Below are 14,482 nucleotides of genomic sequence, written 5' to 3' on the forward strand. Positions count from 1 at the left end.
CGGCTCTGTTCCAGTGATATTTTATTGACATGAGGATAAAGCTATGGTTAACAGGTTAACTATTTTTTAACGGAGAGCACAAATGCGATATGACCCCTTCAATTCTTATACTTTTTTTTTAGTTGTTGCGGCAAAAAGGGTGCGTGAAAGACTGCATCACAAATTTTTACAGGCAGGATATGATATAAGTCCGGAAAAGTATGGAATGCTTGTTCTTCTTTCTAGGCAGGAGGGTATGTCACAGCAAAGTATTGCTGATAAATTCGAAATAAGCAAGGTTGCGGCTTTTAAACTAATCACAAATCTTGAAAAGAGAGGGTTTGTTATTCGAAAACCCGATCAAAAAGATGGCCGATCTAAGCTTGTCTATCTCACTGAACAAGGGCAAGACATTTATGAAAAGCTGATTGTCCTGGCCCAAGACAATCTCAATGAATGTGGACAGGGGATTGATCATGAAGAGCTAAAAATTTTAAAAACGACTTTGCGGAAAATCATAGACAATAGCCAAAAATGATTTTTCCGTGTCCCTGGTTCAACTGCTCATCATCATTTTTGCCTGCGAATAAAGCAATGAATCAAATTTTACCTTGTGGTGAGTGCGTTGCATTAGAAGAAATAGGGCTTAAGTATATGCTTTTGCCCATAATTAATAAAAAAGACGTGTTGTTTTACCTATAAACATCTGGAAATTTATCATGAAGACAAAGACTATTTTACGTATTTTCACTGTCGCCATTACTCTTGTCGCCACTCTTCAGCCAAGTTTTGCCGCAAAAGCTGCTGAGCAAGCTCAGCAACAAACCCCGCGTGCTGTTCCCGTTTCTGCGATAACGCTTAAAACAACAACAATCCAGTTGAAGCAGCACCTTCCCGGTCGCTCTGTGGCCTATAAGGTCGCAGAGATACGACCGCAGGTTACCGGTATTATAACGGAACGACTTTTCACAGAGGGCAGCATGGTGGAGCAAGGTCAACAGCTTTATCAAATTAACCCAGCCCCTTACCAGGCTGTGTATAATAAGGTCAAGGCAGATTTGCTGCGTGCTGAAGCCAACCTTGCCTCCGTAGCTGCCAAGGAGGCCCGCTATCGTGAGTCGCTTAAAGTGAGTGTGGTCAGTGAACAAGACTATGATGATGCCAAAGCTGCTCTGCTTGACGCGAAGGCTTCTGTCGCCATTGCGAAAGCGGCTATCGAGTCTGCTGAGATTGATCTTAACTACACCAAAGTCTATTCTCCCATTAGCGGTCAAATCGGCAAGTCAACTTTCACTGAAGGTGCGCTTGTCACCGCGAATCAATCAACTCTCCTTGCCAAGGTGACTCAGCTTGATCCTATCTATGTTGATATGCAGGAATCACGGAAAAAGGTTCTCAGCCTACGGGAGAAGTCAAAAAATACAGATAAAGTAATGGTTACCTTGGACTTGGGTGATGGATTTACCTATGAACACCAGGGACAATTCCAGTTCTCTGAAGTAACAGTTAATCCTACAACCTCCAGCGTTGAACTCCGAGCCATTTTCCCCAACCCTGATCAGATCCTGTTCCCGGGTCTCTTCGTTCGCGCAACCCTGCTTCTTGATACAGTTGACGCTCTTCTTATTCCACAAAAAGCAGGAATTATCGGCCCTGGAGGACAAATGAACGCTTGGATTATTGATGATAAAGATACCGCCCAACTGGTACCCATTGTTGCCAAGGAGATTCACGAAAATAATTGGATTGTCACTAAAGGACTCAAGATAGGTGATACCGTAATTACGGAAGGGTTTCAGAAACTTCGTCCAAATGCACCGGTTGTTGTTACCCCTGCTGCAGAAGATAAAAAATAGGAAAGATGCCTTTTTAAGCTCACCAGGTATTAAACCATAGAAAAGGACAAAATATGTCTCGTTTTTTTATTGATCGACCAGTTTTTGCGTGGGTGCTTGCTATCCTGACCATGCTGGCCGGCGCTCTTACAATTAAATTCATGCCCATTGAGCAATACCCTGCAGTCGTTGCTCCACCACAGGTGTCTATAGCTGCCTTCTACCCCGGAGCTTCTGCCGAGACTGTTGAGAACAGTGTTACTCAGGTCATTGAGCAGAGCTTGACCGGTATAGATAACCTCCGTTACTTCTCATCAACCAGCGATTCATCCGGCCAGGTAACTATCACTGTCACTTTCGAGCCGGCAGCGGATCCCGATATTGCACAAGTGCAGGTGCAGAATAAGGTGCAGACGGCAATGCCTCTTCTTCCCGCTTCAGTACAGGCGCAAGGGGTTGTTGTGGAAAAATCATCGGCTAGCTTTCTTTTTGTAGCCTCCTTTTACTCCACAGATGGTGAGATGACCCAGGGACACCTCTCAGATATTTTATCATCTGATATTGAAGATACTGTGTCTCGTATACCCGGTGTGGGGAGTGTGCAGGTTTTCGGTTCTCCTTATGCCATGCGTATTTGGCTTGACCCCAGTAAACTCTACAGCTTTCAGCTTACAACCAATGAAGTCGTCCAGGCTATCAGTGAACAAAATATTGATGTCTCTGCAGGGCAAATTGGAGGTCTGCCGGCAGTGAAAGGCCAGGAAATCAACGCTACCGTTCTTGCGCAGTCCCGTCTCAAAAATACAGAGGAATTTGAAAATATACTTCTCCGTGTTAATACGGATGGTTCTCAGGTGCGCCTTCGTGATGTAGCCACGGTTGCACTGGGAGAAGAGAATTTTTCCACCATCGTCCGCCAAGATACCAAGCCTTCCAGCGGTATGGGAATCAGCCTTGCCACTGGTGCAAATGCCCTTGAAACGGCACAACGTGTAAAAGCTAAACTTGCTGAGCTTGCAGAGTTTTTACCCGAAGGTGTTGAGTATAGTTTTCCATACGATGCCACTCCGTTTATTGAAATCTCCATTGAGAGTGTATTCCATACCCTGATTGAAGCCATTATCCTGGTCTTTTTTGTCATGTTTCTGTTTTTGCAGAATTTTCGCGCAACACTCATTCCAACGCTGGCTATACCGGTTGTACTTCTTGGTACCTTTGCCATTTTGAATGTCTTCGGTTTTACCATCAACACCCTGACCATGTTCGCAGTGGTACTTGCTATCGGCTTGCTGGTTGATGATGCTATCGTTGTGGTGGAAAATGTTGAACGCGTCATGAGTGAGGAGGGGCTCTCACCACTGGAAGCAACCAGAAAATCCATGGATCAGATTACTGGGGCTCTGGTGGGGATTGCCATGGTCATTTCTGCGGTATTCATACCGATGGCGTTCTTCAGCGGCTCGGCCGGTGCAATCTACAGGCAATTTTCCATTACGATTGTTTCTGCGATGACGCTGTCTGTTTTGACCGCAATTATTTTTACACCAACTCTTTGTGTAACCCTGCTCAAACCAGTGAAAAAGGGGCATGCGGAAAAAACAACCGGTTTTTTTGGTTTTTTTAATAGATACTTCAATAAATTCCGAGATGGTTTCCAAACTTCTACAGGCTTTATGACGAAGAGAATGAAGAGATCTCTTGTCGTCTACGGGCTCATCTGTGCAGGGCTTTTCTTTATGTTCCAAAAGATCCCGACCGGGTTTCTTCCGGATGAGGATCAGGGTGTGCTTTTTGCTATGGTCTCCACCCCGGCTGGTGCATCCGCGGAAAGAACCGTGGAAGCAGTGAAATTCCTTGAAAACTATTTAATTGAAAATGAAGACAGCAATGTTGAAGAGTTTTTGACCGTAACCGGATTCTCCTTTGCAGGTAATGGGCAAAACACCGGTATCGGTTTTATTATGTTGAAAGACTGGGATAGTCGTAAAAATCCAGATCAATCCATGGAAGCCATTGCTGGTCGTATTATGGGGGCTATGGCTCCTTACAAAGATGCACTTATTTTCGCCTTCTACCCGCCACCTATCATTGCTCTTGGCAATGCTTCCGGTTTCGATTTTCAACTTATTGATCAGACAGGGCTAGGCCATGAACAACTTATGGCTGCGCGAAATCAACTTTTGGGGGCGGCCGGCCGGAATCCGAAACTTGTTGGTGTACGTCCCAATGGACTCAGCGATGTCCCCCAGTACCAACTCGATGTGGATATGGAAAAAGCACGAGCCCTCGGGGTTTCTATCAGTGAAATCAACTCCACCTTGAACACGGCATGGGGCTCGAGCTATGTAAACGACTTCATTGATCGTGGTCGTGTCAAAAAAGTATATGTCCAGGGTGACGCCATCTATCGTATGCAGCCTGCTGATATAAATAAATGGTATGTGAAAAATACCCTCGGCGAGATGGTTCCTTTTTCCAGCATAGTCAATGCGCATTGGACCTATGGCTCCCCTCGTCTTGAAAGATTTAACGGTAGCTCGTCGATGAATATCCAGGGAGCCCCAGCTCCAGGCGTGAGTACCGGTGAAGCCATGGCAGAGATGGAGAAAATTGCCGCGACCCTGCCCGCTGGAATTAATTATGCCTGGACCGGCCTCTCTTATGAGGAAAAACTTACGGGATCTCAAGCCAATGCTCTCTATGCAATTTCTCTCATCATTATTTTCCTGAGTCTTGCGGCGCTGTATGAAAGTTGGGCAATCCCCTTCTCCGTGCTGTTTGTTGTACCTTTAGGTGTTGTCGGATCAGTTGTTGCTACCTCTGTGTTTGGACTGAGTAACGATATTTACTTCCAGGTAGCGCTTCTCACCACTGTGGGGTTATGCGCAAAGAATGCCATTCTCATTGTTGAGTTTGCAAAAGAGCTTTTTGACGGCGGTACTGATCTTTTTGAGGCTGCCACCACCGCTGCAAAATTGCGGTTTCGTCCAATCATCATGACCTCCATGGCATTTATTCTTGGTGTGCTTCCCCTTGCCAAGTCCACCGGGGCCGGCTCCGCTTCTCAGAATGCCATTGGTATTGCAGTTATTGGCGGCATGCTCTCTGCAACATTTGTGGCAATATTTTTTGTGCCGCTCTATTTTGTTCTGTTTGAAAAAATATCTCACTTTCGTAGCAAAGAAAACTCTGAAACTGCTCAGCTGATCGAGGAAGGTAAATAGATGAAAAAACAATATCTCACTTTATTTTTGGGATGCACCTTACTCACATCATGTGCCCTTGCACCTGAGTACAAACAACCTCAGGACATGGTATCACCATCGTGGGATGAAATAGTGGACCTTGGACAACAGGAAGGCACCAAAACCCAGCTCGCGAGTGAAATTCCCTGGAAAGATTTTTTTCAATCACAAGAGCTGCAAACCGTTATTTCGTTAGGTCTTGAAAATAACAAAGATTTACGAACCGCAATTCTCAACATTGAAAGAGCCCGCGCAACCTACGATATTGAAAGAGCAGAGCGTTTTCCCAAAATAAATGTGGGTGCTGATGCAGACCTGCAAGGGGATTTCGAGGGCGAGACAACCACAGAAATCTACCAGGTTGGTCTGGGGGTACCCTCTTATGAACTCGATTTTTTCGGACGTATTAAGAACTTAAGCGAGGTTGCATTAAATAGCTATTTGGCCACAAGATCAGCGCAGCAGAGCCTTACCATCTCCCTTATTTCTCAGATTGCGGCGTCCTACCTGCAATTAGTGACCGATATGGAAAATCTGCAACTGGCTCAAGAGACCTTATCCGCGCAAAATAAAAGCTATGATCTTATTAAGAAAAGTTATGATTTTGGCCTTTCAACAAAGCTTGACATAGCCCAAGTCCGTATTTCTGTAGAAACTGCTCGCACCGACATGATTCGCTTTGGCCGGTTAGTACAACTTGATAAGAATGCCCTTGTTCTTTTATTGGGTGTGCACAATGTTAATGAGATTCCACTGAAAGATAATCTGGGCAGTATAGCCCTGTTGTCGGACATACCTGTTGGCTTGCCCTCACAAGTACTCTTGAAACGACCTGATATCAAACAAGCCGAATATACTCTTCGGGGAGCAGGTGCAAATATTGGTGCAGCACGTGCTAATTTTTATCCGCGCATAACTCTCACTGGGCAGCTTGGTTTTGCAAGCGGCAATCTTGGTGACCTCTTTGACGGCGGTGGTTGGACCTTTGGCCCCTCTTTTTTGTTGCCTCTTTTTAATGCTGGGCAGAATAAGGCAACCTTGGAAGTAGCTAAGGTAGATCAAGAGCTTGCAGTAACAGCCTATGAACAAACAGTACAAACAGCCTTTCGTGAGGTAGCAGATGAACTTGCCGCTCGCGAGACTCTGGGTAAACAGCTTGAGGCTCAAAGAATGCTTGTGGCAGCAACCCAGGACTCCTATGACCTCTCTATGAATCGCTACCGTCAAGGCATTGACAACTACCTTAATGTCCTTGTTGCGCAACGCAGTCTCTTTACAGCCCAGCAAGGGGCCATTGAAATCCACAGGCAAAAACTGGTTAACCAGATCAACTTATACAAAGTCCTTGGTGGCGGTTTAGCCATAGAGGAGTAAATCAAAAATGCCCGTTCATGGACATATGGGGCGGGCATTTTTATGGAGCAGGCTAGAAAATTGTGCCTTGGTTCATCGGTGGTAATTTAACGGATCTTGTTTATCTTTCAACTCACTCCGCTTTCACTTCAATTCCACCCTTCGTTTTATACGCCGGTGCTCCATGCATAACCGTAAATATTGTATCCATGGCTGCATTTACATCTGCCAGGCTCGCATCAGATAAGCATTGGTAAAGAGTACTGTTTGCATCACACCCGAATATGGTTGAAAAGTGATAGCTTTGTTTTCCCCATGAAAGTGCTGCAGGTGTCGTGTAATATGTTTCAAAGTCCAGTAATTCCTTCGTGCTATAGCTGTACCAATAGATTTTGAAGCCCGGATTATTATTGTGCTGAGGTGAAACACCTGGAGCGGAAACAGCCACCTCGGTAATGTTTACGCCGTCAACATCATACAGTCGACGTACTTCATCCATATGGGTATGTCCATATAAAATACCCGTGATTTCAGACTGGTACTGTTTCACCAGGGTTAAGAATTGGTGCATCCAGTTATTGTTGGGCAAAGGTAATTGGGCCCACATCTGTGTCGGTGTTCTGTTATGAGCCACAGCATAAGCATTTTTCCCCGGCGGAATATGCATGATTATAAGGACTTTCTCTCCACTTAGCCTGGCTGCGACAAGTTCAGTACTTAACCAACTCATTTGGGTATTGCCGGCATCCACTTGCTCCACGCCATCAACCTGGTGATATCTCTGCCCAAGAATAATAGAATTAAGTGTGATTACTCGTAAACCCTCTATTGGCCGAGCTGAGTAATAACCCATTTGAGGATGAGGATTGGATACGATACAGGGAGCGTTGCCGCAGGTCCGCATACTGTTTAAAGCCGGATATGCATTTTCAGAGTCTGGTGCAAGGCTTAATGGTGTTTTGTTATTTTCATCGGCATATGAACAATAATCTCCGGCTAAAGAATCGTTATTGCCGGGGGTGAAAAGCAGTGGGATTCCCGTGTCCTCTGCTAGCTTTCGCAGATCAGTTAGAACTTGAGCAATATTCTTATGGTGCGTCTTACGCTGGTCAGGTGGAATAAAACAGGTGGTACCGCAATCGTAATGTGCTGGCAGGTCACCTGTGTAGATAATAAATTTTGGTGCCGGCTTTTGTCGGATAATTTCTGTCAATTTTACTATGGTCTTGGTCCATAGCTCTGTCCCTGTATCGTGACCATAGTTTGTAGTTGTGGCTTTCGAATCGAGGTGCACATCCGAAACTTGAATAAAATACGGATTTGCAGAGAGACTTGTGGCAACTTTTTTTGTAGATTCAGGACGTGAAGCCGGATCGATATTTTTTGCAGTCCGATGACTATGCCGGCTATCTGCGCAGCTGACGAGAAGTGCTATACAGGTTAAGCAAACCATCAGTCGGGGGAAATTCATTGCTAGTCCTCGAATTGAGATAAATAGGCTGGAAATGTTGTTTCCAATAGCTCTGGCCATTAATCTGTAATTTTTCACCAACGCTCAAACCGAAGTTGCTCGCCAGAGCAGTCGGTGTCAGGTTCGAAGTCTTCAGCAATGAATAGGTAAGCGTAGACTCCGGGTAAGCGTAGACTCCGGGTAAGCGTAGACTCCGGGTAAGCATAGACTCTGTGGTGTGCTGTTGAATAGTCACTCTACTTTTTTTAAATCCGCACCAATATCCCTGTGGAAATCCCACTCCATGTAATCTTTGGTCATTGGCAGGGCAAGCTCCAGCTTATGGATCAGTTGCACCTCTACCGAGACCTCTTCCGGAATACAACGAAGCATATGGCCACCGTGTTTGGTGTCCTCTGTAAGAAAGTGGAGGTGCAGGCCGACAACGTTGAGCGATGCCATAAAGTCTGGGGTGTAAAACCCAACCAGAACACCGTTTATATCATTGAATTCGGATGTCACCTGTTGCGCAGCTATCTCGACCAGCGGAGAGTGGTTGCTCTGTTTAGGGATCGATCGAGTTTGCATCTGATGAAATTTCCCTGCTATTTTAATTGCATACAGCATATTCGGCGAAGGCAAAAAACTACTGAGCTTTTTCATGAACACATCATGTGCTAATCTTGCAGATATCGTATAGGTAGTTTCAGCAGAAAAAAAGGTGACTGCCGCAAAGGGCGTCTTTGCCTCTTCAGGTGCTCGCTTCACCTTTCCATCGGCAAGTATCTGGTAACAGCATCCGTCAAGGATGACCATCTCGCCATTAAGATCATCAAAGGTGCCGATGCCGAAATCGCCATGGAGCAGGACATTACTGAGCGGTATGTCCTCTTCATAGATTCCTTCTACCAGGGCGTTCACAGGAGCAGATAGATAAACTGAATTTTCCGACATGGATACGTTTCCCACCTTTAAGATGTTAGGGTAAGATAGATAATGGTTCATCCGGTTGAGAGTACTTTCCAGAAATGAATTGATGAGGGCGATAACAGGATGCCCACGGATATATACTACCATGAACTCGGTAAATGCAGAAAAACAAACCTTACTTCACTTCATTGTCTATGTAAGGTATTCTTTATCCACACCAGTTACTCAGATCTGGAACACACACATAAACCAACGTGGCTATCCGTAAACAAGTCGGAGAATATCGTACTCTTGTTCAATTTCAAGGCAACTCCTAAAGGGACATAAATGGACTCCTGGTATTTCCCAGCTTTGTTTGCATTACTGCTGATGGGCATCCAGCGGTTTTTTTATAAAGTCGCAGCCGAAAGGAACTATCCCACCCAGTGGGTAACCTTTGCCTTCATGGCTACGGTTACTTTGTTGAGTGGCGGAACATACCTTTTCCAACAGCACCATGCAGTCAATATAGGTGTGCTCGCGACGATAGCCCTGATCAATAGCGTCTCTTTTCTGGTGGCTACTGTTTCGCACATAGAAGCGCTCAAGTATATCCCGGCCAACATCGCCTACAGCATCATTCGCCTCAATGTGGTAGTGGTGGCTGTTTTTTCCATTGTCTACTTCAAAGAACACATTTCCTTCCTCCAAGGTATCGGTCTGCTAACCGCTATTGCCGCCATGGTAGTGCTCACGATCCAGATGGGGGCAGACAACACCACACCCCTGCAACGCAAGCGACAGGGAGCAGTGTTTATCATTCTCGCACTTTTAAGCGGTTCCGCGGCAAGCATTTCATCCAAGTTTGCCGCCGTGTATACGGACAAACTTGCCTTCATGGCCTTGTCCTACCTGATGGGTGTGATCGGCTCTCTGGCCATAAACAAAGTCGTTACCCACCACAAAACAACAACATCCCGCTGGCCGGCATTGGGTTTGGGCATGGTCATGGGCGGGTTTAATTTTACCGGGTTTTATGCCTTCCTCTATGCCCTGGAACGTGGTCCTCTTTCCCTTATTGCAGCCATTGTGGGGATGCATTTCGTGATCGCCATTATACTGTCAGCCCTTATCTATCATGAGAAGGTACGCCCTGCCGGACTAGTGGGAATACTTTTGACCATCCTCTCGATTGTCCTGATACGGATATAGGCTGTCTTGATCAATTGCTTTTCGCTCGATCTCCAGGGGGCAGAGTGCATCTGATCTGGAACGACAAGCGAGGTGGTAAAAAAACTGAGTAATCTAATTTTGCAAAGGATCGCCTTGATTGTTTCTCCGGGTAGTGGGGCAGGGCGTCCTGCTGGTTATGTGAAGCACTGTAGGGGGGCTGGCAAAAGCAGAGTCGCAATTGTTTGAAACAGTACCTTGGTTCACCACGGTCCGCCGGAGGATTTCGTCCGCAAAATCACCAAACCGCACCTTGTAAATACTGTATACCGGTAATAGCGTGTAACGTGCTGTTATTTTGGATCAAGAGTGAGGGCTACTCCATGGTTTATCCTGCATAGGATTTGCACAGGGGGCTTTATATATAGTGTTAGTTGTTTTTGCCTAGGGCCGTCCGTCTTTAGGATGCAAGTTGAAAGGACTGAAAAGAGATGGTTCTGTCCAGGTAAAGTGGAAAGAGCTTGCCGTTAGAAAAATATACTTCCAGGGATGTTGTGTAAATGAGTCAAATAAAAATCTGACCCCTTTTCGACCCTTTTTCTTTTTCAGGTTGGACACTAACAGCCGTATGAAGCGATAGCTTAATGGACAGTTAGGGGGCCCTTGACCTATTTAAAGGCCCTATTCGTTATGCTTTTATTTAGACAGGTGAGTAATAATGTCTGAAAAGCAGACCTATGAAGAGTTGGAAAAGAGAGTTCTTGAGCTGGAAAAATTTGAACTCGAATTTAAAAAAACAGAAATGTTGCTCAAGGATGAAATAAATTGGCGACGTCTTCTGATAGAGGAATCAAGGGATGCTATCGTTGTCCTGGATCAAAACGCCAATGTCTATGAGGCGAATAATCGATTTGCTGATATGCTTGGTTATTCGAGGGCAGAAGTGTACCAGCTGCACCCATGGGACTGGGATGCTCAGTTAAAGAAGGAGCAAATATTGGAATTGGCCGAAACGGTCAATGATCTTGGTCATCACTTTGAGACATAACACCGTCGCAAAGATGGCAGGCTCATAGATGTAGAACTCAGTAGCAATGGTGCAGTTTACAGGGGAAAGAAGTTAATATTTTGTATCTGCCGTGACATCAGCAAGAGAAAAAAGGCAAAAAAAGAGCGGGAAGAGCTTATTCAAAGGCTTCAAGATTCATTAGCTGAGATCAAGACCTTAAGGGGCATATTACCTTTATGCTCTTTTTGTAAAAAAATCAGAGACGATCAAGGCTATTGGGAGCAGGTTGATGTGTATATAAACAAATATTCCGAAGCAGATATCAGCCACAGCATATGTCCTGAATGTTTAAAAAAACATTATCCCGATGTGTAGCTTCGAATAGAGAGTGTGGGGGAGCAATGAGCCTGACGATTGATTTCAGCAACAAGACGGTGGTGGTGATCGGCGGAACCAGCGGTATCAACCGGGGCGTTGCCGAGGTGTTTGCCCGACACGGAGCCCGAATTGCTGTTGCCAGCCGCTCAGACGACAAGGTGCAGGACACGGTAGCTTCTTTGAAGGCACTGGGTGCTGAGACCATGGGGTTTTCAGCGGATGTTCGCGACCTGGCTGCTATTGAAGGGGGGCTGGCAACAGTCCATGAGGCCTTTGGCATTTTCGATGTGCTCGTCTCTGGTGCGGCTGGTAATTTTCCTGCTACTGTCAACGGTATGTCTGCCAATGCCTTCCGGAGCGTGGTTGAAATCGATCTGATTGGGACCTTTCATGTGATGAAAGCCTGTTTTTCCTACCTGAAAAGGCCTGGTGCCAGCGTCATAAACATTTCGGCGCCGCAGGCCTTTTTACCGATGGAAGCTCAGGCCCATGTCTGTTCTGCCAAAGCTGGAGTAGACATGATAACCCGCACTCTGGCATTGGAGTGGGGGGGTGAGGGTGTTCGGGTAAACTCTATCGTTCCCGGCCCCATTGACGGCACCGAGGGGATGTTGCGGCTTGCGCCCAACGAATTGGTACGGAAACGGGTGGTCGAATCGGTGCCCCTCCGACGCATGGGATCACCGGAGGATATCGGCCAAGCGTGTCTTTTTTTGGGTTCGGGCCTGAGCAGCTATATCAGCGGCGTGGTCCTGCCAGTCGATGGTGGATGGTCCCTGGGAGGCTGTGGTGACATGAGCTCCTACCTCGGCAGCCTTGCACGTCAAAAAGAACAGGGCTGAGAAGCGAACATTCCAACATCCCTTCCGCATGTCAGCCATAATTCTTTAAAAAATGCTCATTGCATTGAATCTCTCTCTAACCGGTATCCTGTCAGCGTAGGTAAAACCAACAAATTAACTTTTACTGATTAATTACCCGCTCCCTGATAAGATATACGTAGCGTCAATTGCAATGCCCTTGGTGTATGCAGAGGGTGAAGATTATATTTTTTACATATGAGGTCTCGTTTGAATCCGTATTACCTTATGTTTGAAGTCGAACCACAGCCTGGAAACCTATAGGGGGGCAAATGTTTCCAGGGCAATCGTTCATGTGTGGGTGTTTGCAACCGATATACAAGGCGCCAGAGACACTGCGTTGCGTTTTTTTGAGTCCGATAGTTGGGACGTGAAAGAGGAGAAACAAGCCTTGTTGCTGACTCCGGAACAGATAGACGCTTTAAGCGCAGCAGATGCCGAGATTTATCGCACAGCTGAAGCAGAAGGAATGCACGTGACATTTAATTACTGGCACAAGTAACCAAAACCTGGGGAGACCGCATTTTCTCTCTGCCCGTCGATTTACCTGAAATCGGATACGATCTCTGTAGTTCATGCCGATCGATTGATCCGGAAGAGGTTTTTTTGGGACCTTTTGACGATGTTTTTGAAGTAACTGCGACTTGGCCGGTCTGGAAAAGGTTGAGTCGCAGGTTTTTCCAACTTATTATTTAGCCATTGATAATACAGGACTCGCGCCTTTTCTTTTCCTCTCTTTTTCCACCCATTCCCACTTAAGCGCAGGGTATCCAATGTCGACTAATCGGTGAGCTGGGTAATAATTTTGAGACATTGATGACTTGGTGTTTAAAGTAACCATAAGCTACCAGCTTTATTTTTTTGTATTTTCTACTTTATGAGAGGTAGTTATGGAAACTTTTACAAAAGATGACCTTGTTTATGAATATAAGTGGTCCCACTACGAAAAAGACGATCCCAAGATTTCCGGGATACCAGATACTTCCACCTTTAATAGAAAAGAAGGGTGGCAAACGCTCTATATTATCAACCATCTGACCAACCATCTAGCATGGGATGTGAACAGCTTTGGAGAAAAAATAGAAAAAATGATCCATGATCAGCTTCCGGAAGAAATAAGTAATCAAAAGGATACGATACAGTGGATTAAGGAGAACTGGGCGAATTGACAGTTGGCTTATGCTGAGCTGTTCAAAGTTGTCATTTATCATCTCTATCTTTACCTGAAAAGTGTCGGGGGTAAAAGTACATTGCTACCAACCATTATCTCGACTCCCTAACAGCGGTGCTGCCCCGTAGAGTGTGCGTTCTGTTTTTTCATCTTAAAAGGGTCAATATCCTAATCACTTGCAGTTACGAGCAGTAAAATGAAGGTGAAAGTAACCTTTGTCCATTCCCTCCCTAGGTCGACACTGCAAGCCATTTTGGCTTTTTGCTAACGTAACTTCAAGAGGTTACACTCCCCAGCCAGAGTGAAAATAATGAAACCAGAGGCCGAACTGCGAAAGTCGGGTAGATATAGCTGTCGCCCTATAAACCCCTCCTGCAACAAATTTGATAACGGCACACAGGCTCTATCCCCCCTATGGCCCTGTTGCACAGTGAAGGTCTGGGAGTGTCGACCTTAAGATGGGTAAACGCTAAAAAGCGTCTCGTTTTCTATCTCGTTGTCCTTGTCAGTCATAGAGCAAATCAATTACTTCTTTGACCCGGCATTAATCTGCCCTGTGGAGGAAGAAAAAAACGTTTAACTGAACAGGTTTCGCAGACAAAATTGCCTTCTCAAAGAAAAGAACTTGCAAAAAAAGCAAAAGAAAAATGTCTGTCTAGCAAAGTCGGAGTATTGCTGAAGAGCGTGATATGTCAACATCGTAACGAATGTGACCTGCACTGCGTTTTCCGCATATTCGAATTTTTTTTCCTAATAATCGTAAAAAAGAGTAGCGAGCGGGTATCTGTAACCTACCGTAAAAATGTAAAGTTTTGTAATATCAATAAAATTTTTGTACCACATTGTGGCAAGGCTGTTGCATGGAAAAAGAAGTAGTTCTTTGGAAATGTTAGGTGATAGTTACCGTCCCTGTCTTGACGACATTTCGTCTACCATACCAACTCGGAACAGGAGGCCCACCTATGATTGATACTTTCTGTGTCACGTGGTAGCACAACATGTAGCGCTATTGATTGATCAAATCGCATAATATGCACAAAATGCATTCTGCAGTGTGATCCTGCAAGAAAGAAGTGGGCATATTGCCTACCCAAGGCATCCAATCAATAGATAGATATCAATA

General features: G+C 45.4%; 10 protein-coding genes and 1 pseudogene. 9 read left to right on the plus strand and 2 right to left on the minus strand.

Going from position 1 to position 14,482, the window contains the following annotated elements; all coding sequences use genetic code 11:
• The first annotated feature begins 82 nt into the window (after positions 1-82).
• From ACHZCY_RS14485 to ACHZCY_RS14500, 4 genes are all read left to right on the plus strand, one after another.
• Entirely contained in the window at positions 83-517 is a 435-nt protein-coding gene (locus tag ACHZCY_RS14485; RefSeq protein ID WP_394713406.1) for a MarR family winged helix-turn-helix transcriptional regulator, read from the plus strand.
• 181 nt (positions 518-698) lie between these two features.
• The gene (locus ACHZCY_RS14490; RefSeq protein WP_319549390.1) at positions 699-1,835 is read left to right on the plus strand and encodes an efflux RND transporter periplasmic adaptor subunit; all 1,137 of its coding nucleotides are present in this window, start codon (positions 699-701) and stop codon (positions 1,833-1,835) included.
• Between the two features lie 53 nt (positions 1,836-1,888).
• Positions 1,889-5,038: an efflux RND transporter permease subunit gene (locus ACHZCY_RS14495; protein ID WP_319549391.1), complete on the plus strand. Its 3,150-nt coding sequence runs from the start codon at positions 1,889-1,891 to the stop codon at positions 5,036-5,038.
• Positions 5,039-6,433 carry an efflux transporter outer membrane subunit gene (locus ACHZCY_RS14500; RefSeq protein ID WP_319549392.1) on the plus strand — a complete coding sequence of 465 codons (1,395 nt, stop codon included), beginning with the start codon at positions 5,039-5,041 and terminating at the stop codon, positions 6,431-6,433.
• A gap of 112 nt (positions 6,434-6,545) precedes the next feature.
• Here ACHZCY_RS14500 and ACHZCY_RS14505 read toward each other — a convergent pair whose 3' ends face one another.
• Positions 6,546-7,883, minus strand: coding sequence for a metallophosphoesterase (locus ACHZCY_RS14505; protein WP_319549393.1), 1,338 nt, complete (start codon positions 7,881-7,883; stop codon positions 6,546-6,548).
• A 231-nt stretch (positions 7,884-8,114) separates the two neighbouring features.
• The gene (gene budA / locus ACHZCY_RS14510) at positions 8,115-8,816 is read right to left on the minus strand and encodes an acetolactate decarboxylase (RefSeq protein ID WP_319549394.1); all 702 of its coding nucleotides are present in this window, start codon (positions 8,814-8,816) and stop codon (positions 8,115-8,117) included.
• Positions 8,817-9,119: 303 nt separating this feature from the next.
• Here budA and ACHZCY_RS14515 point away from each other — a divergent pair, with 303 nt between their 5' ends.
• From ACHZCY_RS14515 to ACHZCY_RS14535, 5 genes and pseudogenes are all read left to right on the plus strand, one after another.
• A complete protein-coding gene (locus tag ACHZCY_RS14515; protein WP_319549395.1) occupies positions 9,120-9,983 on the plus strand; it encodes a DMT family transporter in 864 nt (287 codons plus the stop codon).
• Positions 9,984-10,743: 760 nt separating this feature from the next.
• Positions 10,744-11,325: pseudogene (locus tag ACHZCY_RS14520) on the plus strand (PAS domain S-box protein).
• A 26-nt stretch (positions 11,326-11,351) separates the two neighbouring features.
• Positions 11,352-12,170, plus strand: a complete 819-nt coding sequence (locus tag ACHZCY_RS14525) for an SDR family oxidoreductase (RefSeq protein ID WP_205221428.1) — start codon at positions 11,352-11,354, stop codon at positions 12,168-12,170.
• Positions 12,171-12,420: 250 nt separating this feature from the next.
• Positions 12,421-12,690, plus strand: a complete 270-nt coding sequence (locus ACHZCY_RS14530; RefSeq protein WP_319549396.1) for a hypothetical protein — start codon at positions 12,421-12,423, stop codon at positions 12,688-12,690.
• Positions 12,691-13,078: 388 nt separating this feature from the next.
• Entirely contained in the window at positions 13,079-13,357 is a 279-nt protein-coding gene (locus tag ACHZCY_RS14535) for a hypothetical protein (protein ID WP_205221430.1), read from the plus strand.
• Positions 13,358-14,482: the final 1,125 nt, after the last annotated feature.

Source organism: Desulfogranum marinum, from assembly GCF_963675105.2.
Classification (GTDB): domain Bacteria; phylum Desulfobacterota; class Desulfobulbia; order Desulfobulbales; family Desulfobulbaceae; genus Desulfogranum; species Desulfogranum marinum.